The sequence below is a fragment of the Bradyrhizobium sp. CER78 genome (assembly GCF_029846235.1).
GTDB lineage: Bacteria > Pseudomonadota > Alphaproteobacteria > Rhizobiales > Xanthobacteraceae > Bradyrhizobium.
This window is the reverse complement of the sequence record NZ_JARVWP010000003.1, coordinates 377,267-400,924: the sequence shown is the minus strand read 5'-3', so window position 1 is coordinate 400,924 and position 23,658 is coordinate 377,267. Positions and strand designations below refer to the sequence as shown.

The 23,658-nt window shown below is 64.3% G+C and carries 17 protein-coding genes; 9 read left to right on the top strand and 8 right to left on the bottom strand.

Annotated elements, in window-relative coordinates; all coding sequences use genetic code 11:
• Window positions 1-49: 49 nt before the first annotated feature.
• The 6 genes from QDT69_RS07780 (at window position 50) to QDT69_RS07755 (ending at window position 8,751) form a co-directional block, all read left to right on the top strand.
• Window positions 50-775 carry a hypothetical protein gene (locus tag QDT69_RS07780; protein ID WP_279706012.1) on the top strand — a complete coding sequence of 242 codons (726 nt, stop codon included), beginning with the start codon at window positions 50-52 and terminating at the stop codon, window positions 773-775.
• A gap of 615 nt (window positions 776-1,390) precedes the next feature.
• Window positions 1,391-2,731: an N-acetylmuramoyl-L-alanine amidase gene (locus QDT69_RS07775; RefSeq protein WP_279706011.1), complete on the top strand. Its 1,341-nt coding sequence runs from the start codon at window positions 1,391-1,393 to the stop codon at window positions 2,729-2,731.
• A 264-nt stretch (window positions 2,732-2,995) separates the two neighbouring features.
• Entirely contained in the window at window positions 2,996-5,500 is a 2,505-nt protein-coding gene (locus tag QDT69_RS07770) for a penicillin-binding protein 1A (RefSeq protein ID WP_279706010.1), read from the top strand.
• Between the two features lie 208 nt (window positions 5,501-5,708).
• Window positions 5,709-6,840, top strand: a protein-coding gene (gene prfB / locus QDT69_RS07765) for a peptide chain release factor 2 (protein ID WP_106939930.1) whose coding sequence is annotated in 2 segments (ribosomal slippage) — window positions 5,709-5,777 and window positions 5,779-6,840 — 1,131 coding nt in all. Because the reading frame shifts where the segments join, the coding sequence is not laid out codon by codon here.
• A 3-nt stretch (window positions 6,841-6,843) separates the two neighbouring features.
• On the top strand, window positions 6,844-7,713 hold the full coding sequence (locus QDT69_RS07760; RefSeq protein ID WP_279706007.1) for an NAD(P)-dependent oxidoreductase: 870 nt from the start codon (window positions 6,844-6,846) through the stop codon (window positions 7,711-7,713).
• A gap of 84 nt (window positions 7,714-7,797) precedes the next feature.
• Complete coding sequence (locus tag QDT69_RS07755; RefSeq protein WP_279706006.1) at window positions 7,798-8,751, top strand: DMT family transporter; 954 nt, start codon at window positions 7,798-7,800, stop codon at window positions 8,749-8,751.
• Between the two features lie 25 nt (window positions 8,752-8,776).
• Here QDT69_RS07755 and QDT69_RS07750 read toward each other — a convergent pair whose 3' ends face one another.
• Complete coding sequence (locus tag QDT69_RS07750) at window positions 8,777-9,208, bottom strand: hypothetical protein (RefSeq protein ID WP_279706005.1); 432 nt, start codon at window positions 9,206-9,208, stop codon at window positions 8,777-8,779.
• Between the two features lie 15 nt (window positions 9,209-9,223).
• Window positions 9,224-11,392 (bottom strand): carbamoyltransferase C-terminal domain-containing protein, encoded by a 2,169-nt coding sequence (locus tag QDT69_RS07745; RefSeq protein ID WP_279706004.1) that lies wholly within the window; start codon window positions 11,390-11,392, stop codon window positions 9,224-9,226.
• Between the two features lie 159 nt (window positions 11,393-11,551).
• On the opposite strand from QDT69_RS07745, the gene QDT69_RS07740 reads away from it, so the two are divergent.
• Complete coding sequence (locus tag QDT69_RS07740) at window positions 11,552-12,787, top strand: ABC transporter substrate-binding protein (protein WP_279706003.1); 1,236 nt, start codon at window positions 11,552-11,554, stop codon at window positions 12,785-12,787.
• A gap of 198 nt (window positions 12,788-12,985) precedes the next feature.
• Here QDT69_RS07740 and QDT69_RS07735 read toward each other — a convergent pair whose 3' ends face one another.
• On the bottom strand, window positions 12,986-13,207 hold the full coding sequence (locus QDT69_RS07735) for a hypothetical protein (protein WP_279706002.1): 222 nt from the start codon (window positions 13,205-13,207) through the stop codon (window positions 12,986-12,988).
• A 30-nt stretch (window positions 13,208-13,237) separates the two neighbouring features.
• Complete coding sequence (locus QDT69_RS07730) at window positions 13,238-13,582, bottom strand: hypothetical protein (RefSeq protein WP_279706001.1); 345 nt, start codon at window positions 13,580-13,582, stop codon at window positions 13,238-13,240.
• A gap of 165 nt (window positions 13,583-13,747) precedes the next feature.
• Here QDT69_RS07730 and QDT69_RS07725 point away from each other — a divergent pair, with 165 nt between their 5' ends.
• Window positions 13,748-14,623, top strand: coding sequence for a DUF6502 family protein (locus QDT69_RS07725; RefSeq protein ID WP_279706000.1), 876 nt, complete (start codon window positions 13,748-13,750; stop codon window positions 14,621-14,623).
• Between the two features lie 86 nt (window positions 14,624-14,709).
• Here QDT69_RS07725 and QDT69_RS07720 read toward each other — a convergent pair whose 3' ends face one another.
• Together QDT69_RS07720 and QDT69_RS07715 are read right to left on the bottom strand one after the other, a co-directional pair.
• On the bottom strand, window positions 14,710-16,059 hold the full coding sequence (locus tag QDT69_RS07720) for a M23 family metallopeptidase (RefSeq protein WP_279705999.1): 1,350 nt from the start codon (window positions 16,057-16,059) through the stop codon (window positions 14,710-14,712).
• Window positions 16,060-16,159: 100 nt separating this feature from the next.
• Entirely contained in the window at window positions 16,160-16,900 is a 741-nt protein-coding gene (locus tag QDT69_RS07715; protein WP_279705998.1) for a redoxin domain-containing protein, read from the bottom strand.
• Window positions 16,901-17,128: 228 nt separating this feature from the next.
• On the opposite strand from QDT69_RS07715, the gene QDT69_RS07710 reads away from it, so the two are divergent.
• Window positions 17,129-20,830: a DUF3971 domain-containing protein gene (locus tag QDT69_RS07710; RefSeq protein ID WP_279705997.1), complete on the top strand. Its 3,702-nt coding sequence runs from the start codon at window positions 17,129-17,131 to the stop codon at window positions 20,828-20,830.
• 756 nt (window positions 20,831-21,586) lie between these two features.
• Here the strand turns inward: QDT69_RS07710 and QDT69_RS07705 are convergent.
• On the bottom strand, window positions 21,587-22,231 hold the full coding sequence (locus tag QDT69_RS07705; RefSeq protein ID WP_279705996.1) for a hypothetical protein: 645 nt from the start codon (window positions 22,229-22,231) through the stop codon (window positions 21,587-21,589).
• 147 nt (window positions 22,232-22,378) lie between these two features.
• Complete coding sequence (locus QDT69_RS07700; protein WP_279705995.1) at window positions 22,379-23,626, bottom strand: MFS transporter; 1,248 nt, start codon at window positions 23,624-23,626, stop codon at window positions 22,379-22,381.
• Between the last annotated feature and the right edge of the window lie 32 nt (window positions 23,627-23,658).

Sequence of the window (23,658 nt, the reverse complement as noted above, 5' to 3'; positions counted from 1 at the left end):
CGGCAGCCGGCGCCTCGCTCACCACGGGAGCGTGGTCGTGATCGTATGCATGATCATGGTCGTGGTGGTCATGATCGTGATCATCGTGGCCATGATCGTCGTGACCATGATCATGGTGATGCTCATGCTCATGATCGTGGTGATGCTCATGGTCCTCATGATGCGCGTGCTCATGCGCTTCATGCTCGTGACCTTCGTGGGCGACCACGCCGCGTTCGTGATGCTCGGCATCGACCGGGTGCTCGTGGGCCTCGATCGCCGGCTGCGCCTGCGCGTCGCCGGCGCCTTCGACCACCTCGCTCTGGACACGGTCGCCATGGCCGCGGCGACGGGCATTGCGATGGCGCGACCGGCGGCGATGGCCGCGGTTCTCATGCTCTTCCTCGGCCTCGCGATGGGCGCGCTCGTCGGCTTCGATCAGCGCCTGACGGTCGGCGACCGGGATTTGGTAGTAGTCGGGATGGATTTCGCTGAAGGCCAGGAAGCCGTGACGGTTGCCGCCATACTCGATGAAGGCAGCCTGCAGCGACGGCTCTACGCGCGTGACCTTGGCGAGGTAAATGTTGCCGCGCAGTTGTTTGCGCTGGGCGGTCTCGAAATCAAACTCTTCGACGCGATTGCCACGGACCACAACGACCCGGGTCTCTTCCGGGTGGGTGGCATCGATCAACATCTTGTTGGGCATTTTGGAACTCTTGGCGGCGGCGGGCGCGGATCATGGCGCGCGCAAACTGCGCCGCCCGGTTACGCGACGGTCCACCTGATTCGGGGGTGAGGGGAAGGCCAAAACGCGTCTCGCGGCGCAGCGCCGGACGGGAACTCACCGGGATGATGCGACGGGCGACGTTTTCACCTCGCGTCAGCGCGATCATTCGGGGGATCCTGGTCGGCAATACAGTCTGGCGCATTAAGCGTCGGCCCGTCTAAACATGTTGGCGGCGAAATTGACCGCCGTATCTTTTGCTGAAAGCCCCGTCCGGCGCCGAAGCGCCTGCCGGCCATCGCATATCGAGGCCCCAAGGGACCGGATAATCGGTTACGCCGTGTCTCAAACCGTCCCTCTGGCGAGGGAGTGTGTCTGGGACCGGACGCCGCTCGGGCTTGAATCCGCCACTCCGTGTCAGCCGCGCGCGGCGCTGGCTGGGGAGGGACCGGAAAAACACGGCGGGATCTTCGACTTGGAAGGTTCCACCGCTGCACCAAGAGGCTGAACGCGACACAACCGGGAGTACTAGCCGTCAGCACTCCGTACATACGTGGATTGCCCGCCGCGTGCAAGGGAAGCGTCACGCCGCCGCAACACTCGGTTCTTTTCGCCTTGGCGTCATTAGGGTGCGATTAACCGTGTGGTTCTAATGCGGTAAGAAGCAGCTGGGAGGCTCCGAATCGGGTGGAGAACCGCGCAAAACACCTTGTTTTTCTGGGATGCGGGCTGTTGTGCGCTGCAGCATCAGTGTTTGCCCTGGCGAGCGGCCCGAGCGCGGCCGAAGGACCGCAGGCAGATCAGCCTGCGCCGGACACAAGTGCTCCGGCCGCCACTTCCTCCGCGGCTGACGCCCCGAATTTCCCGGTCGCGTCCGGCGCCAGGCTTGCCGGCGACGACAAGCAGACCCGATTCATCCTCGATCTCGACCGCAAGATCGAGTTTCGCGCCTTCCCGCTGGCCGACCCTTACCGCGTGGTGGTCGATATTCCGCAGGTCAATTTCCAGCTCGCCGCCGGCACCGGCTCGGCGGCGCGGGGATTGGTGAAGGCGTTCCGCTATGGCCTGGTGATGCCCGGCGGCTCGCGGATCGTGTTCGACATGACCGGCCCAGTGAAGATCGCCAATTCCTACGTGCTCGATGCCGCCAACGGCCAGCCGCCGCGGCTGGTGCTGGATTTCGAGCAGGTCGATCGCACCAGCTTCGTGCAGTCGCTCGCATCCGAGAGCCGTCCGGAATTGAAGCCCGCGATCTCCGAATCGACCACAGCGACCATCCCGGCCGTCAACACCGCGGCGTTGCCGCCGGTTGCGACCACCGACGCGCGCCCGCTGATCGTGATCGATCCCGGTCACGGCGGCATCGACAACGGCACCCAGTCCGGCGATCAGACCGAGAAGAACCTGGTGCTGGGCTTTGGCCTTGCGCTGCGCGATCGGATCGAGAAGTCGGGCAAGTACCGGGTGGTCATGACCCGGTCCGACGACACCTTCATTCCGCTCAACGACCGGGTGAAGATCGCGCGCTCGCAATCCGCGGCGCTGTTTGTCTCGATCCACGCCGATGCCTTGCCGCGCCGCGAGGGCGATGCCCAGGGCGCCACGATCTACACGGTATCGGACAAGGCCTCCGACGCCGAGGCCGAGCGGCTGGCGGAAGCGGAAAACAAGGCCGACGCCATCGCCGGCGTGAACCTGACCGACGAGCCGACCGAGGTCGCCGACATCCTGATCGACCTCGCGCAGCGCGAAACCAAGACCTTCTCCAACCGCTTCGCCCGTCTGCTGATGGACGAGATGAAGACCACGGTGCGGATGCACAAGCATCCGCTCAAATCGGCCGGCTTCCGGGTGCTGAAGGCGCCCGACGTGCCGTCGGTGCTGGTCGAGATCGGCTACGTCTCCAACAAGGGCGACCTCGAGCATCTGGTGTCCGAGAACTGGCGGAATAAGGCCGTCGGATCGATGGTCCAGGCTATCGACACGTTCTTCGCCAAGCGGTTGGCAACTGCCGGACCGGCAAAGTGAAATCGGCCGTTTGAAAAGCCCGGGCCGTTGCGCGGCAGCCCTAGTTTGGCCACAGCGGCGACGGTATAGACAAAGGACCGCAGGTTCGCAGGATCGACCATATTGTCCGGCGGCTCTTGTTTATTCGCATGCGCAAGGCAGCTCGCTGGGCCAGGCCTTGTTGTGAGCCTTCGTTGTGTGAGGCTTGGTTGTGTGAGGCTTCGCACATTTGGACCAGGCGCTTCTGACGACTGAGCGCCGGAGGGTAGGAACGGAACGTCGATAATGCGCCTGCTCGTGCGGTTTTTGGGTTTCCTGTTCGCCGCTGGAACCGTCGTGTTCCTGGTCGGTGTTGCCGCGGTCGCCGGCGCCATCTGGCATTTCTCCAAGGATCTGCCCGACTACTCGCAGCTCCAGGACTACGAGCCGCCCGTGATGACCCGGGTGCACGCCGCCGACGGCGCGCTGCTCGGTGAATATTCCAAGGAGCGCCGGCTCTATCTGCCGATCCAGGCGGTGCCGAAGCTCGTGATCAACGCGTTCCTCGCCGCCGAAGACAAGAACTTCTACGAGCACGGCGGCATCGACTATCAGGGCATGGCGCGCGCTGCGATCCTCTACGCGCAGAACTACGGCTCCAACCGCCGCCCGCAGGGCGCCTCGACCATCACCCAGCAGGTCGCCAAGAACTTCCTGCTGACCAACGAGGTCTCGTTCGCGCGCAAGATCAAGGAAGCCTTGCTGGCGATGCGCATCGAGCGCGCCTATTCCAAGGACCGCATCCTCGAGCTCTATCTCAACGAAATCTATCTCGGGCTCGGCGCCTACGGCATCGCGGCGGCGTCGCTGGTCTACTTCGACAAATCGGTCAACGAGCTGACGATCGCGGAAGCGTCCTATCTCGCCTCGCTGCCGAAGGCGCCGGCCGCGCTACATCCGGTCCGCAACCGCGACCGCGCCATCGAGCGCCGCAACTATGTGATTGACCGCCTGCTCGAGAACGGCTGGATCAAGCAGGCCGACGCCGACAAGGCGCGCAAGGATCCGCTCAACGTCACCAGCCGCTCCAACGGCGCGCACATCTTCGCCGGCGAATATTTTGCCGAGGAAGTCCGCCGTGACATCTTCGAGCGCTACGGCGAGAAGAAACTCTATGAGGGTGGCCTCTCGGTCCGCACCACGCTGGATCCCAAGATCCAGGTCATGGCGCGCAAGACCATGGTCGCAGGTCTCGTCAATTACGATGAGGCGCAGGGCTGGCGCGGCGCGCTGCACAAGCTCGACATTTCCGGCGACTGGGGTGTCAAGCTTGCCGACGTCAAATCGCTCTCCGACATCTCGCCGTGGCGGATGGCGGTCGTGCTGGAGACCAGCGATCAGTCGGCGCGGATCGGCTTCCAGCCGGGCCGCGAGCTCGGCGGCGCGGTCAGCAAGGAACGGCAGACCGGCATCATCACGATCGATGGCGTGCGCTGGGCCAAGACCAAGGGCAAGGCGCCGACCGCAGTGTCGCAGGTGCTGCAGCCCGGCGACGTGATCTATGCCGACCCGCTGGTGACCAAGGAGGGCGCTGCGGTCGAGGGCCAGTATCGCCTGCGGCAATTGCCCGAGGTGTCCGGCGCGATGGTGGCGATGGACCCGTGGACCGGCCGCGTGCTGGCGATGGTCGGCGGCTTCTCGTTCGACCAGAGCCAGTTCAACCGCGCGACGCAGGCCTACCGTCAGCCGGGCTCGTCGTTCAAGCCGATCGTGTATTCGTCGGCGCTCGACAACGGCTATACGCCGTCGACCACGGTGATCGATGCGCCGATCGAAATCGATCAGGGGCAGGGCGCCGGCGTGTGGCGTCCGGAGAATTATTCGACCGGCAAATATTATGGTCCGACCACGCTGCGCAACGCACTGCAGCGCTCGCTCAACACCGTGACGGTGCGGCTGGCGCAAGACATCGGCATGCCCTTGGTCGGCGAGTACGCCAAACGCTTCGGCGTCTATGACGAATTGCCGAACTATCTGTCGTATGCGCTGGGCGCCGGTGAAACGACCGTGATGCGTATGGTCACGGCCTATTCGATGTTCGCCAATGGCGGCCGCCGCGTGAAGCCGACCTTGATCGATCGCATCCAGGACCGCTACGGCCATACCATCTTCAAGCACGACACCCGCGAATGCCGCGGCTGCGACGCGCCGGGGGGCTGGAAGAGCCAGCCGGAACCGCAGTTGGTCGACCGCCGCGAGCAGGTGCTCGATCCGATGACGGCCTACCAGATCACCGAGATGATGGAGGGCGTCGTCCAGCGCGGCACCGCGACCGTGGTGAAGGAGGTCGGCAAGCCGATCGCCGGCAAGACCGGCACCACCAACGACGAGAAGGACGTCTGGTTCGTCGGCTTCTCGCCGGATCTCGCGGTCGGCGTCTACATGGGCTACGACAAGCCGCGCAATCTCGGCCGCACCGCCACCGGCGGTCACGTGGCAGCGCCGATCGCCCGCGACTTCCTCAAGCTTGCGCTCGCCGACAAGCCGCCGACGCCGTTCAAGGTCCCGGCCGGCATCAAGCTGATCCGCGTCGACGCCAAGACCGGCATGCGTGCCGGCCCGGGCGATGGCGGCAACACCATCCTCGAAGCCTTCAAGCCGGGCACCGCGCCGCCGGAGAATTATTCGGTGATCGGGGTCGCCGATGCCGACGGCCGCGGTCCTGCGCCTGGACCGCAGCCCTCGCAGGGTGGCGGGCAGCAGCCCGATGGCGGCTTCTTCATGCGGCCGGGAACCGGGGGGCTTTACTAGAGCGTTTTCGAGCGAAGTGGACGCCGGATCGCATGAAGAAAACGCGTCAAAACAAAAACCTAGAGCCCGGTTCAGATCCAATCGGAACGGAAATGGCCCTAGCCGTCTGGACGTCCAAATCGCCGGGATAGTGCAGCCAAGCCGATTGCGCTTTGCTGCGCCGGTCGCTACATCCCCCGGAACCTTTTTTGCCAACACCTGAAAGATCATGCGCGCGGAAATCGAACGCCTTGTTGAAGAGATCAAGCAGTCAGTCGGGCTGCTGAGGAGGCATCTTTGACGTCGAACAATCGACGGCACGCCTCGCTGAGCTGAACAAGCTCGCAGAAGATTCCAATCTCTGGAACGATCCCCAGAAGGCCCAGCGGCTGATGCAGGAGCGCACCTCATTGGAGGACGCACTCTCGGGCATCGGCAAGGTCGAGCGTGAGCTCGAGGATCAGGTCGGCATGATCGAGCTCGGCGAGGCCGAGAACGATGCCGGCGTGGTCGCCGAGGCCGAGAAGGCGCTCAAGGACCTCAAGAAGGAGGTCGCCCGGCGCGAGCTGGAAGCGCTGCTCTCGGGTGAGGCCGACAAGTTCGATTCCTATCTCGAGGTCCATGCCGGGGCCGGCGGCACCGAGAGCCAGGATTGGGCGCAGATGCTGCTCCGCATGTACACGCGCTGGGCGGAGAAGCACGGCTTCAAGATCGAGTTTCTCGAAGAGTCCCAGGGTGAAGAGGCCGGCATCAAGTCGGCCACCATCCAGATCTCTGGCCACAATGCCTATGGCTGGCTGAAGACCGAGGCCGGCGTGCACCGCCTGGTGCGCATCTCGCCGTTCGACTCCAATGCGCGGCGGCACACCTCGTTTTCGTCGGTGCAGATTTTCCCCGTGATCGACGACTCCATCAAGATCGAGATCAAGGAGTCCGACGTCCGCACCGACACGATGCGGTCGGGCGGCGCCGGTGGTCAGCACGTCAACAAGACCGAATCGGCGGTGCGCCTGACGCACATTCCGACCGGCATCGCGGTGGTCTGCCAGGCCGGCCGCTCCCAGCACAAGAATCGGGCGCAGGCCTGGGACATGCTGCGCGCGCGGCTCTATGAGATCGAGCTGAAGAAGCGCGAGGAGCAGGCGGCCGCCGATCAGGCTGCCAAGACCGATATCGGCTGGGGTCACCAGATCCGCTCCTACGTCTTGCAGCCCTATCAGATGGTGAAGGATCTGCGCACCGGTGTACAGACCTCCGACACCTCGGGGGTGCTCGACGGTGACCTCGATGAATTCATGGCGGCAACGCTGGCGCAACGTGCCTTCGGCACCGGGCCCGGTTCCGTCGAGGATGTGGATTAGCCCATGCCGCGCGTCGCTTTCATCGGATTGGGACGCATGGGCCACGGGATGGCCGGCCGTTACCTCGACGCCGGCTTCACGGTCGCGGTGTGGAATCGTAGCAAGGCCAAGGCCGCGGACCTGATCGCCCGCGGTGCGCACTGGGCGACCTCGCCGGAGGATGCCGCGATCGATGCCGATGCGGTCGTGACCATGGTCGCCGACGATGCGGCCTCGCGCGACGTCTGGCTGACCAAGGACGGCGCTGCGGCCACGATGAAGGCCGGCACGCTCGCAATCGAGTGCTCCACGGTCTCCTACCAGCACACGCTCGACATGGCGCGCGAGCTGCAGAGTCGCGGCCTGATCTACATCGATTGTCCCGTTACCGGGCTTCCCGAGGCGGCCGCTGCCGGCAAGTTGACGCTGCTGGTTGGGGCTGATAGCGCCGACCTCGACAAGGCGCGGCCGTTCCTCGCGCCGATCAGCAGCACGATCCGCCATTTCGGCGCGGTCGGCACCGGCACCGTGTTCAAGCTGATCAACAATCTGATCGGCGCGGTGCAGATCGCAAGCCTCGCCGAGGGGGTTGCGATCGCCGAGCAGGCCGGTCTCGACATGCAGTTGGTGGCCGAGGCGCTGGGAACCGGCGCGATCGCCAGCCCGCAGGTGATCCGCCACTCCAAGCGAATGATCGACCGCAATTTCTCGGGCGCGTCATTCACCGCGGCGCTGCGCCACAAGGATGCGGAATATGCCGTGCGGCTGGCCGAGACGCTGCTGCCGGGCGTGCCGGTGAGCCGCGCCGCACTCGCCGCCTACGACAAGGCCAGGGCCCATGCGCCTGATGGCGATGAAGGCCAGATGATCGAGATCGTGTCGCGGCCGAAATAGGCGGGCCAGCCATTCACGGAAATCGGGTGGGAATATTCGCGGCGACTTGCTAGTCGTGCCTGCGACTGCAGGTGAGTGCCCGCCATGCCTTCCGCCGACAACCGCATCGATAGCCGTGACTGGGGATTGCTTGGGCTGCTGTCGGTGCTCTGGGGCGGCTCGTTCTTCTTCAACGGCATGATCCTGCGCGAACTGCCGCCGCTGACCCTGGTGCTGCTGCGCGTGGTGCTCGGCACCATCATCCTGCTGCCGCTGCTGCGCGCCGCGAAGATCGAGTGGCCGCGCGGCGCCTCCGCCTGGGCACCGTTCTTCGCGATGGGGCTGTTCAACAACGTGCTGCCGTTCTCGCTGATCGTGTTCGGGCAGACCTATATTCCGAGCGGGCTGGCTTCGATCCTCAACGCAACGACGCCGCTGTTCGCGGTGATCATCATGGCGGCGGCCGGCGAGGAGAAGCTGCAGGCGCGCCGCGTCGCGGGCGTGGTGGTCGGGCTGATCGGGGTTGCGATCCTGCACGGTGATGCGCTCGGCTTCGAGAGCCGGCAGGGCATCGGCATCCTGCTGTGCCTCGCGGGCGCCTTCAGCTACGGCATCGCGGCGCTGGTCGGGCGGCGGCTGCCGCAGCGTGTGCCGCCCTTGGGCACGGCGACATTTCAGATGATGACGTCGGCCGTGATGATGGCGCCGATCGCGGCTGTGGTCGATCAGCCCTGGCTGCTGCCGATGCCGCACGCAACGACATGGCTCGCCGTGCTCGGGCTCGCGGCGCTGTCGACGGCGCTGGCCTACATCGTGTTCTTTCAGATCCTGCAGCGCTCCGGGGCGACCAATGTGATGCTGGTGACGCTGCTGATTCCGGTCACCGCGATGCTGCTCGGCTACCTCGTCCTCGGCGAGCCGATCGCGCTGCGCGAGGTGATCGGCGCGCTCGTGATATCAAGCGCGCTGCTGCTGATCGACGGGCGTGTGCTGGGCTGGTTCAGCCGGCGCAAACAGCGTCTGGTCGGCTCCAAGCCACGACGAAATCCTGCGCTGTAGATCTATGTTCCGGCGTGTGTGATTTTTAGTTCGACGCAACGGCATTCTTGATGAAGGATTGCGTTTTCGCGGAGTAGGTTCCGAGCTCTTGCGCGTTGAACTCCGGCGACTTGAGGTAGTCGCCGTGATGCTTCATTAACATCTTCAGATTACGCGTCCAGGCATCTTCTTTCGGATCAAATTCAAGGAGTTCCTCGGCTGACCAAAGAAGATAGCCAACCAACCATTTGTAGCGCTCCAATTCTTCACCCTGCAGTTGGCTGAAGTCACCCTGAGAAAGCTTTGGGTATTGGACTGCAAGCTTGAGATACTCTCGGAGGGTAGCTTTTGCGGTCGTCTCCCGATGACTTATTCGATTAAGGGCGAGTTGCCGCCCAGCTATCAGTACGGCGAGAAGCGCGACAACGGGTACAAATCCTGGAGAGATTTGAGCCCAATCCTTTAGAAGGTCGTACATCGGCTCCTCCAGTCTCTAGATTGCGGCGGTGCTCGGATATCCCTGCTTCCATGCCGCGTACCATCCGCTGAACCGCCCGCTGTCGCGCTCGCCGCCGCGCCAGGCCGCATAGGCGGTGCCGTCATCGGCCACCAGCACCACGGCATCGAGCCCCTTGGAGCGGCGCAGCGTGTCCATCGCCTGCACGGGGGTCTGCGCGATCGGGCCCGCGACATTGAACGATGTGTTGACCGACATCTCGACGCCGATATGGCGGCCGAGCGCCTTCAGATAAGCATAGGTGAGGGGATCGTCGGCCTCGCGCACAATCTGGATGCGACCGGTGCCGTCGGCATGCACCACGGCCGGAATCTTCTCGCGGGCTTCCGGCTTCGAATGCGCGGTCAGCACCATGTAATTATAGGCGTTGTAGTCGCCGTCGGAGGCGCCGTCTTCCAGCTCGAAATAGTCGCGCGCGGCCTCAAGCGTCGCCATCGGCGCCAGCGGCCGGATCGCCTCGCGGTACTTGACGCGCTCGTTGAGCCGCTCGCGTACCGCGGGATCGCAGGGGTTGGCGAGGATCGAGCGATGGCCGAGCGCGCGCGGGCCGGTCTCGGCCGCGCCCTGGTAGATCGCGATCACGCCGCCTTGCGCCACCATGCTGGCCATCAGATCGGCAACCGCATCTCGTCCCTCTGACGTTGCGACATTGCCGATCTCGGTAGAGGCGATGTCGTCGGCGTCGAGCGCCGCGGTGATGTCGGCGTTCGAGGGCGGCAGGCCGCAATAGAATGCGTGCGACAGCGGCGCACCGCGCGGCGCGCCTGCCATGTGCGCGAACAGCCATGCCGCACCGATCGGCACACCGGGATCGCCGGGCACCGGCGGCACCCACATATGCAGCCGCGTCTTGCGCTGCTGCGCGCGTTCGAACCAGGCTTCGTCGAAATGCTCGAGCAGCCGCATGTTGCCGAGCGCGTTCAGCGCCACGCCGCCGGTCAGCACCAGGCGATCGGTGCCGGTGATGCGCAGGAGGTGATCGATGACATGGATCATCGCGTCCTCGAACACCAGTTGCGTCGCGGCGGCCTTGTCGACGCGATCCTTGGTATCGGGGCGGTGATTGATGTCCTCGACACGCAGCATGGCGTCGGGATTCCAGAGCTGGTCGGGCCGCAGCGGCGGGCCGAGAATGTCGATCAGCGGCTGCTTGTACGGATTGTCGGCAGGATCGGCGTACCAGTTGGCCATCGCGCGATTGAGCTGCACGCTGCCATCGGGGCCGAGATGCAGCACCGCCTTCAGTCGCTGATAATAGGGATTGGTGGCGCGGTTCATGTCGCCCCAGGCGGCGGCGCCCATGTAGCGGCCCTCGCTGGAGAGCCAGGTCCAGCCGCCCTGGCTCGACGAGATCACGGTGTAGAAAGCGCCGAGCGAATCGAACAGGCTCTCATTGCAGTAGAGCTGCTTCATCTCGCCGTTGTCGGCGACATAGAGCGAGATCGAGCCGACATCGCCGGTGCCGTCGAGCACCGCGATCGCGACGCGCTCGCGCAGATCGGCGAACGGCGAGGCGGTGAACGAGTACCAGGCGTGATTGTCGTGATGCGGCATGCATATCAGCGGCAGCTGCTCGCCGAGCCCGTACATCTTGCCGAGCCTGCGCGAGATGCGCCGCACCTGGTCCATCTGTCGCAGGTTGATCGCGGGCGCGATCGGCGCGCGCAGCAATTTGATGCTGGTCGGCGCTTCCTCGAGCGAGGTGCGGATCAGCATCGCCAGCAGTGCCGGATAGTCCCATGTGGTGACGAAGGCGGCGATGTCGCCGATGTCGCGGCCCATCCGCTGCAACACCTTGCGCATGTCGTCGAGCGCGTATTGCGGAAACTCGTTGGTATGTTTGTTTCCGGAAAAGCGCTCTTCCTCGTTGTTGACGATCAGGCGCGGGCCGTCCTTCTGGGTAACCTCAACCAGCGCGACGCCGGTGTTGTGCGTGCCGGGGCAGGCGAGGCCCGCGATATAGACGGTCTCGCCGCGCTGCAGCCTTTCGCGGATCGAGGCGATCGTGGCTTGCGCGAACTCGCCATTGGCCTTGTGCAGGCCACGACCAGCCAGCGCACGTTCGCTGAGGCGGCGCGTGATTTCATAGCCCGCAGCCGCAATACGCGGATGCCGCGGACCGGTACGAATGTCCGGTTTACGCAATCAGAACGCCTCGACTCGTGATCCCCAGATCGACCTTCAATCATAAATAGCGCGAGGCAACAATGCCGTTTCGCCCAACGGAAAAACCCGGCGCTTGCCAGCACATGCGTCTCTTGCGAGACTTGCCGTCAAAACCACGACAAAAATCGGGAGAAAACGATGCCGGCTCGTTCTGGATATATTGGCGCAATCGTGGCGTTCGCAAGTGTGGCACTGCTCGCGACCTCGGCCCACGCCCAGAAGAAATACGATCCCGGCGCGACCGATACCGAAATCAAGATCGGCAACATCATGCCGTATAGCGGCCCGGCGTCGTCCTACGGCGTGATCGGCAAGACCGAGGCCGCGTTCTTCAAGATGATCAACGAGCAGGGCGGCATCAACGGCCGCAAGATCAACTTCATCAGCTACGACGATGCCTATTCGCCGCCCAAGGCAATCGAGCAGGCGCGCAAGCTGGTCGAGAGCGACGAGGTGCTGTTGATCTTCCAGGCGCTCGGCACGCCGTCGAATTCGGCAATCATGAAATACATGAATGCCAAGAAGGTGCCGCAATTGTTCGTCGCGTCCGGCGGCACCAAGTTCGGCGACCCCAAGAACTTCCCCTGGACGATGGGCTTTCAGCCCAACTACCAGAGCGAGGGGCGCATCTACGCGAAATACGTTCGCGACAAGTTTCCAAACAGCAAGATCGCGGTGTTCTGGCAGAATGACGACGCGGGCAAGGATCAGTTCAAGGGCCTAAAGGATGGGCTCGGCGACAAGGCGGGCATGATCATCGCCGACAAGTCCTACGAGGTCTCCGATCCCTCGATCGATTCGCAGATCGTCGCGCTGCACGATTCCGGCGCCGATATCTTTTTCTCCTGGGCGGCGCCGAAGGGCTCGGCGCAGGCGATCCGGAAAGTCGGCGAGCTCGGCTGGAAGCCAAAGTTCTTCCTCGCCAATACCGCGACCACGGTCGCCTCGGTGTTGAAGCCGGCGGGGCTCGAATATGCCAAGGGCATCATCTCGACCCAATACCTGAAGGATCCGACCGATCCAACCTGGGACAAGGACCCCGCGGTCGTGAAATGGCGCGAGTTCATGGACAAATATTATCCGGACGGCGACAAGGCCAACTTCAACAACGTCTACGGCTACGTGCAGTCGGAGGCGATGGTGCAGGTGCTGAAGCAATGCGGCGACAATCTCACGCGCGAAAACGTGATGAAGCAGGCCGCCAATTTGAAGAACTTCCATTCCGACCTGATGCTGCCGGGCGTCATGGTCAATACCTCGCCCGACGATTACTTCCCGATCGAGCAGATGCAATTGATGCGGTTCAACGGCGAAGCGTGGGAGCTGTTCGGCGACGTCATCACAGGTGAGGTCGGGCACGACGCGACGCGATAGGGCCGCACTCAAGCCAACACATCCGCCGTCGTCCCTGCGAAAGCAGGGACCCATACTCCGCGGCCTGCGTTGTGAACGGGACTCGTCGTTCCGCTATCGTGCAGCAATAACCAGTCGTGGTTATGGGTCCCTGCTTTCGCAGGGACGACACGGAATGCGTTGCACGGCTGCGAGTCACACGCCTCGCACCCGTCGCAGCTATCTTGGGCGCGCCGCGGCACCGGCCGCCGGAATCTTCTCCGGCTGGCGGACGCGGAGCGCCATGCCGCCGGCGACGCCGATCACGTACATCCAGCCCTGGTGAAAATCCGACAGATGCGAATTGAGCAGCGAGCTCGTGATGCTCTGCACGACCAAGGCGAGCCCGATCCAACTCACGAAGCCGCTGCCGGAGCACAGCCTGATGTGACTGGTCCACATCGCGTAAAGCAGCAGGATGCCGATGAGCCCCTATTGGATCGCGACGTTGAAGGTCTGGTTGTGCGGGTTGTTGATCACCTCGGCGTCGAGGCCGGTTCGCCCGACGGCATCCATGGTGAACATGTGGTTGATGGAGCCGGTGCCACGCCCCTGCATTGGCGCTTCGGCGATGAATTTGATCGACTTCCGCCCATAGGCCAGGCGCTGCGCGGTGGAGGCGATGCCCGAGGTGTCCTGCGCGTGATACTCGATGCCGATGTCGGCGATGCGCTGGCGCAGATAGGGTGAGGTGGTCCAGACCACGAGGCTGGCGACGGCGACTCCGGCGGTCCGGCAGGCTTCCGCGATCGCAAGGTCGAATCGGGTTGATGGCATGGAGCGGTCCGTCTTAGCGGCAGTGTCGGGGTCACTTGTGACAGATCGCGCCCGCAAGCGCGCGTTCCGTCCGAAGGGTGAACCTTGTTTCCCATAAGTGGGAAAATATCACACGCTAAGTGAGGTGGGATTGTGTCCCACGCCGGGGATGGCTAAAAGTTGGGCATGAATGCCAAGGCCCCGAAGTCGAAGGTGGGATCGCCTGTGCCGATCGCCGCAGCGACGCTGCACGCGCCGCTGGCGCGGATGCTGCGCCCGCTGGTGCGGCTTTGCATCCGCGGCGGCATGACCTTTCCGGCGCTGACTCAACTGCTGCGCGAGCTCTTCGTCAACGTCGCCGAACACGACTTCGCACTCGAAGGCAAGGAGCAGACCGACAGCCGCGTCAGCCTGCTGACCGGCATCCACCGCAAGGAGGTGGCGCGGCTGCGCGGCGCGGGCGCGCCGGTCAACGCGGTGCCGGCGACGCTGTCGCGCACCAGCGCGATCATCGCGCGCTGGCTGGCCGCGCCCGAGTTCACCGATGCCAAGGGCGATCCGCTGCCGCTGCCGCGCACCGCCGACGGAGGCGCACCTTCGTTCGAGACGCTGGTCGAATCGATTACCAAGGACGTGCGGCCGCGCGCGGTGCTGGACGAATGGCTCGACCGCAAGCTCGTCACCATCAATGACCGCGACCAGATCATGCTGGTCGAGGAGGCCTTCGTGCCGCATGGCGACGACGACCGCAAATGGCACTATCTCGGCCGCAATCTGCACGACCATGTCGCGGCCGCCGAGCAGAACGTGTCGCCGGCGACGCCGCGCTTCCTCGAACGCGCGGTGCATTACGACGGGCTGTCGGCAAAGCTGGCGAAGCGGCTCGAGGGGCGTTCGCGCGAGCTTGCGATGGAGGCGCTGAAGGTCGCCAACCGCGAAGCCAACCGCGCGCTCGCCAAGGACAAGGGCGGCGACTACCGCTGGAATTTCGGCATCTACATCTATCGCGAAGGCCCGGACGGTCCGGTCGACGACGATTCAAGCGAGGGCGGTGGGTCATGAGCGATCCCATCATCTCGCGCCGCGCGCAAAACCGGCGCAGGTTTGGCCCGCGCCGGTTTCAGAGACATAAGATGTGATTGGAAGCTCTATCCTGCGCTGAGGCGGACGCCGGCGCGGAGGAATTTCTGCGGGTCGACCGCTTCGCCGTCGATGCGGGTTTCATAGTGCAGATGCGGACCGGTGGAACGGCCGGTCGAGCCGACCGCGCCGATCACCTGGCCGATCTTGACGTATTCGCCGACCTTGACGCCGATCTCGGAGAGATGGCCGTAGCGGGTCGACAGACCGTTGCCGTGATCGACCTCGACCATGCGGCCATAGCCGCCGGCCCAGCCTGCCGACACTACCTTGCCGTTGGCGGTGACGCGCACCGGATCGCCCTGCGCGGCGCGGAAGTCGAGGCCGGTGTGCATCGCCGGCCGGCCGAGGAAGGGATCGCTGCGAACGCCGAAGCCGCTGGTGAATTCGACCTCGCCAACCACGGGCTTGCGGTAGGGCACCAGCGCCAGTGTCTGGTTCAAGCGCTGCATCTGCGCGCGGTTGATGTTGATGCGATAGAGCTGGCGTTCGAACGCGCCGGCGTCGGGCGCGAGCTTCACCGGCACATAGGGGCCGCCCATGCCTGAGCGCGGCACGGCTGCTTCGAGCTGCGACATGTTGAGGCCGAGATCGCTTATCACGCCGCGCATCCGGCGCACCCGCGATTCGATGCCGTCCTCGACCGAGGAGAGCGCCGCGACCTGGCGGCGCTCGACCTGATCGAGCGAGGTCTGCAGACGGACCAGGACATTGTCGACGCCCTGAGCCTTGGCGAACTGGTTCGGCTGCGCCTTGGCGATCAGCGGTGCGCGGGATTCCAGCCGCGCCTCGCGGTCCGGCGGCGCCACGAAGATCACGGTGTCGCTGATCGGGGAGGGCTTTGGCGTGCCGGAGGACGGCGCCGCCTCGGCGCGGCCCTGCGGCTTGATCGATCCGGTTGAGGTGGCATCGGGCATCGCGCCGAGCGCGGTGGCGCGCGATTCCAGCGTCGACTGCCGCTTCATGATCTGGTCGAGCTTCTGGTCGAATTGCTCCTGGTCGAGCAGCTGGCGGCTCGTGGTGCGGTCCACCTTGGCACGCAGCTCGGAGATGCGATCCTCGTAGGCGTATTGCATCTCGGCCTGGCGCGCGATCAACCGGGTCAGGACGTCGTCGCGGAACGCGAAGTAGGTCGCGGTCGCCGCCGACCACATGCCGAGCAGAACTACGCTGCCGACCGCGATCCAGAACACGACCGGCCCGAACCGGACCTGCTTGCCGGCATGGACCAGCGTATAGCCCTCGCCGGAGGCCGCCACCGCCGGTGCGGCGTGATGGGCGCCCGGGCGGCGCGCCGGTGCCCGGCCATGGTCCTGGTGATGATGGTGTTTCTGGTGATGACCGGACCGGCTCGACATCGGTACTCCCGCGGCCGGTCGGACCAAGCTCCGTACGGCTAATTTGCGGGGCCGATTTGAGCCCGCCATGGTTAATTTTCAGGAAATGGAACCGCTCCGGTCAGAGTGAACGGGCGGCCTCCAATACCGCTTCGGCATGGCCGTCGACCTTCACATGGCGCCAGATCCGGGCGACTTTTCCACCGGAATCGACCAGAACCGTGGTGCGAATAATTCCCATGAAGGTCCTGCCATACATGGATTTTTCGCCCCAGGCGCCATACGCCTCCAGCATCTGATGGGCGCCGTCGGAGACCAGCGGCACGGACAGCTGGTGTTTGTTTCGAAATGACTCCTGCGCCTTAACCGTATCGGCTGATATGCCGACCACCTCGGTATCAGCAGCGGTGAACTCGCCCTTGAGCCGGGTGAAGTCGATCGCCTCCCTGGTGCAGCCTGGGGTGTCGGCACGGGGATAGAAGAACAGCACCAGCTTCTTGCCGGCGAAATCCTTCAGCGAAAGGCTGCCCCCGCCGTCGCGCGGCAGGTCGAAGCCAGGTGCTGACGTGCCTTCGGCCAGTGTGACGGCGGACGACTTGGTCACGGTCTTGGTCACAGTCGCGGCCGGCTCCCGCTTTAACGGTTTCGATGCAGCCTTGTGCGAGGCTTTGCCTTGAACATCCGCTGCGGTCTTTTTCGTAGACGCCTTGGCCTTGGCTGTTTTGGGCGCAGGCTTTTTCGCAACCGTTGTGCGGGTTTTCGCCGCGGACTTCCCAGTGCTTGCGCTTGCGGCGCGCGCAACCTTCGTTGCGACCCGCTTTCCGGTTGTGTTGGAGGATTTCTTGCGCGTTTTCTTGGACATACGCCTTCCTTTCGTCGCTTTCCGAAGCTCAACCATTGGGGTATTGCGGGTCTTCTTCGCGGTGGCCGGATTCGCATCGGCCGCTGGGCAAGTTTGATGGCCACGGAGTATGGTGACAAGGAATTCGACGCGTAACCCGTTCGCTTGCTGAATTGGTTTTTGATTGGTTGGTTTGGTCCGTTCCGTGGGCCATCGGCGAGTAACATGATTAGGCGAGGATAGGCGGCGATGCCGGCACGGGAGCGCTCGATACGAATCGACGGGCGCCCCGATGGCGGCGAGCAGCTTCGCCGTCAGCACCGAGAGGCAATGGCAAGGAAAACGTCGCCGCAGGGTCCAAATCCGCGCGCCGGAGCTGACTTCTCGCAATGGGAAGACGACGCCGCGTGGGACGAGCAGGATGAGGCGGCGGGCAACCGTGCGCGGCAATTGCTGTCGCGTTCCAACACCAACCTGCATCGCTTCACTGATTTCTGTTCCGGCATGCAGCGCTGGCTGCATGGCGAGCGCTGGATCCGTCGCATCGGATTGGTGCTCGTGGTGCTGGTCGCGCTGTTCGCGACCTGCTTCGGCGCATTGTGGTGGCGGCTCGGTGCCGGCCCGATCAATCTCGATCTGGCGACGCCGTGGCTGGCCGCGGCGATCGAGGAGAATATCGGCCACGGCAACACGGTCGAGGTCGGCGGAACACAGATCGAGCGTGCCGGCCGGGTCAGGATCGCGGTGCGGATCCGCGACATCATCGTCCGCGACCGCGACCATGCGGTGGTTGCCAGCGCGCCGAAAGCCGAAGTGCGGTTGTCCGGAACGGCGCTGCTGATGGGACAGCTGCGGGCGGAGAGCCTCAATCTGGTCGATGCCGAACTGTCGGTGCGCATCACGCCCGACGGCAATGTGACCGTATCCGCTGGCGACACCGCAAAGCCGCTCGCCACCGGCGTTGCGTCCAAGCGTGAAGCAGGCCTGCCGCCGACATTCCCGCGTCCGGCGCCCGCAGCACCGCCGCCGGTGGCCTCGCCGCCGGTTGCGTCCGAGCCCTCGGCGGCCGCACCTGACTCGGCCCAGAGCGGGCTGCTTGCCGGGCTCGACTGGCTCGACAGCCTCAGCATGACCGGCCTCGACGGTCAGAACCTCAACGAGATCGGCCTGAAGAACGGCAATCTCGTCGTCGACGACCAGCAGCGCGGCAACAAATGGAGCTTCGAGAATATCAGCCTGAGCCTGCGGCGCCCGAGCGGCGGCGGCGTGGCGCTCAGCTTCGGCGAGGAGGGCGCAAAGCCCTGGTCGGTGCGCGTCCTGGTCGGACCGCAGCAGAACGGCGTGCGTTCGGTCGACGTCAAGGCCGACAAGGTTTCCACCCGGAACATCCTGCTCGCGATGCGGACCAAGGATCTCACCTACACCGCCGACCTGCCGCTGTCGGGCGAGATGAAGGGCGAGCTCGGCCGCGACGGTCTGCCGACCTATTTCCGCGGCAAGATCAATGTCGGCGCCGGCAACATCATCGACACCGACACGCCCGACTACCCGATGCCGATCGATTCGGCCGAGATGAGCGTCGAATGGGATTCGGGGCGGCGCGTGCTGCTGGCGCCGATCAAGATCGTCTCGGGCGCCAACCGCATCACGCTGCTCGGGCATCTTGAGCCGCCCAACGACAATGTCACCGACTGGCAGGCGGGACTGTCCGGTGGCACCATCGTGCTGGCCGGCGCCGACAAGAACGAACCGCCGCTGATCTTCAATCGCATCAACATCGGCTTCCGGTTCGACACCGAGAAGAAACGCGTGCTGCTGACCCAGGCCGACGTCTCCAATGGCGAGATCGGCGTCGCCGGCACCGGCAGCGTCGACTATTCCGGCGAGCCGCGGTTGCAGCTCGGATTCGCCGGCACGCCGATGTCGGCCTCCGCCCTGAAGCGGATGTGGCCGATCATCATCGTGCCCGAGGTGCGCGAATGGGTGCTCGAACGGATCGACCGCGGCACGCTGCAGCGCATCGATGTCGGCGTCAATTCGCCGGTGCATAATCTGTCGCGCAAGGGCCCGCCGATCCCGGATGACGGTCTCTCGGTCAACATCGTCGCCTCGGGCGTCACGGTGCGCCCGGTGGATCAGATGCCGGCCGTGCATGATGCGGACCTGAAGGCCAGGGTGACCGGCCGCACCGCGACCGTGACCATCAACCAGGGCGTCGCCGACACACCGGCGGGCCGCAAGATCACGCTGTCGGATTTCACCTTCGAGGTGCCGGACATGGCGCCGAAGCCGTCGCCGTCGAAGGTCAAGTTCCGGGTCGACTGTCCGGTGCCGGCCGCCGCCGAGATCCTCGCGTCCGACCGGCTCAGCGATCTCTCCGGTCCGCCGATCGATCCCAACGCCAGCAAGGGCAACGTCACCGCGATAATCAATCTCGGCATGCCGGTGAAGGGCGAGCTGACCAAGGCCGATACGATGTACTCGGTCGCCGCCGACATCACCGGCGTCGCCGTCGACAAGCTGGTGATGAACCAGAAGCTCGAGGCCAACACGCTGAAGCTGGTGGCCAGCAACGCCGGCTTCCAGGTCAAGGGTGACGTCAAGATCAACGGGCAGGCGGCCTCGCTCGACTATCGCAAGCCGACCGACGGCGATGCCGACGTCAAGCTGCAGGCAACGCTTGACGATGCGAGCCGCGCGCGCCTCGGACTCGATCTCGGTCCTGCCGTGTCGGGTGCGATCCCGATCAAGCTGAACGGCAAGATAGGCAGCGGCGACAATCCGACCACCAAGATGGGCGTCGAGGCCGACCTGACCCAGCTCAAGCTCGACAACATCCTGCCCGGTTGGGTCAAGACGCAGGGCAGGGCCGGCAAGGCGACCTTCAACGTGGTGCCGAAGGGACAATCGACGCGGTTCGAGGACATCTCGATCGAAGGCGCCGGCGTTTCGATCAAGGGCGCGCTCGAGGTCGACCAGAACGGCGATCTCATGAATGCGAACTTCCCGACCTATGCGCCGTCGGAAGGTGACAAGACATCGCTGCGTGCCGATCGCGGGCCCGACGGCGTCATCAAGGTGACGATGCGCGGCGACGTGTTCGATGGCCGCGGCTTCCTGAAATCGGCGATCTCCGGCCGCGACAGCGATCCCAAGAGCAAGACCAAGACCACCGATTTCGATGTCGATCTGAAGCTCGGTGCGGTGGCCGGCTTCAACGGCGAGGCGCTGCGCAGCGTCGATGCCAAGATCTCGCGCCGCAACGGGTTCTTCAAGGCGTTCACCCTGAGCGGCAAGGTCGGCCGCGATACGCCGGTCGCGGTCGATATGCGCGGACGCCAGCAGGGCCGCGAGGTGATCTACCTGCAGACCGGAGACGCCGGCGCGTTCCTGCGTTTCATCGACACTTATTCGAAGGTGGTCGGCGGCCAGCTTACGCTGGCGATGGAGCCGCCGATCCCCGAGCCGGGCCCGAGAGAAGGTCTCATCAACATCACCGGCTTCTCGGTGAAGGGCGAAACCCAGCTCGACCGCGCCGTCGCCGGCGGCCCGGTCAGCACCCAGAACGGCATCGGGTTCGACGCGCTGCGCGCCGAGTTCACCCGCCAAAGCGGCCAGCTGTCGATCCGCAACGGCGTGGTCAAGGGACCGAGCATCGGCGCGACCATCGAAGGCAGCATCGATTATATCGGCAACCAGGTGCGGATGAACGGCACCTTCATTCCGATGTACGGCTTGAACAACATGTTCGGCCAGATCCCGTTCTTCGGGATATTCCTCGGCGCCGGCAGTAATGAAGGCCTGATCGGTGTGACCTATGAAGTGGTGGGAACACCGAGCGCGCCGGTGCTGCGCGTCAACCCGATCTCGGCGCTGGCGCCCGGCCTGACGCGCAAGATCTTCGAGTTCAAGCAATACGGCCCGAACGACCTGCCGACGACGAACAATTGAGACAAGCGCAATTGAGATCAGCGCTGATCAACGTCCGGTCTTGACCCTCGATAGAGGTTCCAGCTGAAATTTGTTTGGTTCGGGAACATGCGCGGCGGGGTCCTGTCTGCAATCATCTGGGGTGGACGCGCCAGGTCCAGCCGCCTGCCATCGGGATGACGTTCGCGCAGGAACCTTGCTCAATCTGGGATGTTGGAGAGCAATTCAACAACTCAGGAGGAGCCCTCATGAGGACACTGTTATTGGCTGGTGTGCTGGCGGTTGCTGGTTTCGCTATGGCGACGCCGATCTCCACTGCACCCGCGTCAGCTCAGGTTGCCGTCGACACTCCGCTCGGCGGCGTGAGAGTGGGTCCGGAGCACCGTTACGATCGAGACTATGATCGACGCGCTTATCGCGCGTACGATTATGATCGCGGATATCGCGGATGCCGCACCGTCACGGTCGAGCGTGACGACGGTTCGGTCCGCAGGATCCGTCGTTGCGACTAGTAGTACCGGACTAGAAGAGTACCGGACTAGAGGATCGGCTCTCGCAACCAAGAAATCGGGAGCCATCCACTCAAGGCCGCTTCAGTTCGCGGCCTCTTCATTTCGCGAATGTCGCCTGTTGGCCGAAGGCCGACATGCATTCATGTCGGCTTCTGCGCCGCCTTCCTCTGGTCAGCGGACGTACTCGTGCGAGTTCAGCGCCGCAGCGCCGGTACCACCAGGAACGGGATCAGGCCGAGCACCACGTTGACCAGCGCGAAGGCGATCAGCGGATTGCTGGCTGGGTTTCGCGAATAGGATGAAACGGGTATTCTCGAACCAGGCGGGCAATTTCATCGGCTGGTGCGTTGAGCAGTTGCTCCTGCAGAGGCGTCAGCTGAATCGGGTCGCAAACGCCGATCACAGCGTCGACACGTCCATTGTAGAGGACCTTTCCGCCGTTTGGATCATCATAACTCCTTACCGGCCCACCCGTGTAGGGGTGCGCAGCAAAGGTGGTCAGCCCTTGGGGACGCCACCGCGATATGGACTCACATCTGGTGTCGCACCATCGGGAGAGCACGACGAAAGCTTTTCGATCGCGAGCCGATCGCGGCATCTCTCCCCGCAAGACTTCAACGTCCTTAAGGACGATCAAAAACCTGGGGGTCGAATCTTTCCTTACATCGGATAGATCGCGCGTCCATGCGATGCGCCCGCGAAACACGAGCGGCCCCATATTCGCCAGTGTTGCTCGCGCCTCGGCGTCCCGCCGCTGCTTTCGCTGATCGCCATCGGTGCGATCGAAGTTCCACCAGAACGCCTTGGCGCAGTCGAGCGCGCTCGCGTTCTTCGGACACGCAAAGACAAAAGCACAGATCAAGAGGATGACAGAAGCAACCGGGCGCATGCACGACACAATCAATTGCAATCTTCGCTTGTTTTAGAACGCCGGCAATATCCAGAGCAAGTACGTTGAGAGGCGGTCGAGAAAGCCGTGCAACGTCTTGATGGACGGCGCCTGCTGACAGCCCGCTGTCAGCCTGAGCTTCCTTGGGGCTGCCTGCCGTGGGTCTAGTCAGCGCCGCAGCGCCGGCACCACCAGGAACGGGATCAGGCCGAGCACCACGTTGACGAGCGCGAAGGCGATCAGCGGATTGTAGCTGTGGGTCCAGTCATGGATCAGGCCGCCGCCCCAGGAGCCGAGCGCAGAGCCGAGGCCGCTGCCGATCATGATCGTTCCATAGATCGTGCCGACGCGCTCGCCGCGGAAGATCTTCAGCGCGGTCGCCGTGATCAGCGGGCCGCGTGAGCCGATCATGCTGCCGAAGCAGATGATGAAGCCGGTCAGCAGCCAGTAGTTCGGATACCATTGCAGCAGCCAGAGCAGGATGATGCCTGCTATCGAAACGCCGTAGCTGAACAGCACCGAGGGCCGGCGGCCGATGATGCCGTCGAGGGTGGAGACGCCGAGCATGCCGACGAACAGCGCAACGCCGGAGAAGCCCCAGGCGGTGGCGGCCTGCAGCGGCGGAAAGCCGACGTCGATCAAATAGGCGACGATCTGCGCCGTCAGCGCGTACATCGCGATCGCGGTGAAGAAGAAGGTCGAGAACAGCGCCCAGAACGCGTGGTGGCGCATCGCGGCAAGCAGCGTCCAGCCTTCGTCGATCAGGCCGGTCTCGACCTTCTTGACGATGTGCGGCGATCCGCCGGCGAGCAGCCGCCACGGCAGAATGACCAGCGGAACGAGCAGGCAGAGCGCACTGACGCCGAACACCTGGTAGGCCTCGCGCCAGCCGATCCGGTCGATCAGCACCTGCGACAGCGGCAGCAGCACCAGGAGGCCGGCGCCGGTCGCCGAATACATCACGGCCATTGCCGTCGGCAGCCGCGGCCCGAACCAGCGGCCGAGCAGGATCGAGTTCGAGACGTTGCCGATCAGCGCGGTCCCGAAGCCGACGCAGAGGCCGACGCTGAGCTGGAATTGCCAGAGTTGCTGCGCGCGCGAGGCGATCAGGAAGGCGCAACCGAGCAGCGACAGACCGAGCGCATAGACCACGCGCGGACCGGAGCGGTCGAACAGCCGCCCGACCAGCGGCGCGGTCAAGCCGCTGGCGAGCCAGGTCAGCGAATAGACCGACACGACAGAGGCGCGATCCCAGCCGAAATTTTCCGAGATCGGTTTGAGGAACACCGTGAAGCTGTCGCTGAGGCCACGCCCGAGCACCGAGAGCACGAAGCACAGCGCGAGCACGTTCAGCGCGACGCGCGATTGTTTCGCTGGCGCTGCGAGCGTGTCGTTCGGAGGCGTGGTCTGGTCCATCGGAAAGCAGGGAGCGCGCTTTCGGCACTCCC

Excerpts from the sequence above, each read along its gene's own strand:
- QDT69_RS07735 (WP_279706002.1), bottom strand. The coding sequence starts at position 13,207 with ATGTGGACCAGTCACATCAGGCTGTGCTCCGGCAGCGGCTTCGTGAGT.
- QDT69_RS07700 (WP_279705995.1), bottom strand. The coding sequence starts at position 23,626 with ATGGACCAGACCACGCCTCCGAACGACACGCTCGCAGCGCCAGCGAAA.
- QDT69_RS07780 (WP_279706012.1), top strand. The coding sequence starts at position 50 with ATGATCATGGTCGTGGTGGTCATGATCGTGATCATCGTGGCCATGATC.
- QDT69_RS07725 (WP_279706000.1), top strand. The coding sequence starts at position 13,748 with ATGAATGCCAAGGCCCCGAAGTCGAAGGTGGGATCGCCTGTGCCGATC.
- QDT69_RS07710 (WP_279705997.1), top strand. The coding sequence starts at position 17,129 with ATGCCGGCACGGGAGCGCTCGATACGAATCGACGGGCGCCCCGATGGC.
- QDT69_RS07730 (WP_279706001.1), bottom strand. The coding sequence starts at position 13,582 with ATGCCATCAACCCGATTCGACCTTGCGATCGCGGAAGCCTGCCGGACC.
- QDT69_RS07720 (WP_279705999.1), bottom strand. The coding sequence starts at position 16,059 with ATGTCGAGCCGGTCCGGTCATCACCAGAAACACCATCATCACCAGGAC.
- QDT69_RS07770 (WP_279706010.1), top strand. The coding sequence starts at position 2,996 with ATGCGCCTGCTCGTGCGGTTTTTGGGTTTCCTGTTCGCCGCTGGAACC.
- QDT69_RS07740 (WP_279706003.1), top strand. The coding sequence starts at position 11,552 with ATGCCGGCTCGTTCTGGATATATTGGCGCAATCGTGGCGTTCGCAAGT.
- QDT69_RS07715 (WP_279705998.1), bottom strand. The coding sequence starts at position 16,900 with ATGTCCAAGAAAACGCGCAAGAAATCCTCCAACACAACCGGAAAGCGG.
- QDT69_RS07760 (WP_279706007.1), top strand. The coding sequence starts at position 6,844 with ATGCCGCGCGTCGCTTTCATCGGATTGGGACGCATGGGCCACGGGATG.
- QDT69_RS07755 (WP_279706006.1), top strand. The coding sequence starts at position 7,798 with ATGCCTTCCGCCGACAACCGCATCGATAGCCGTGACTGGGGATTGCTT.
- QDT69_RS07750 (WP_279706005.1), bottom strand. The coding sequence starts at position 9,208 with ATGTACGACCTTCTAAAGGATTGGGCTCAAATCTCTCCAGGATTTGTA.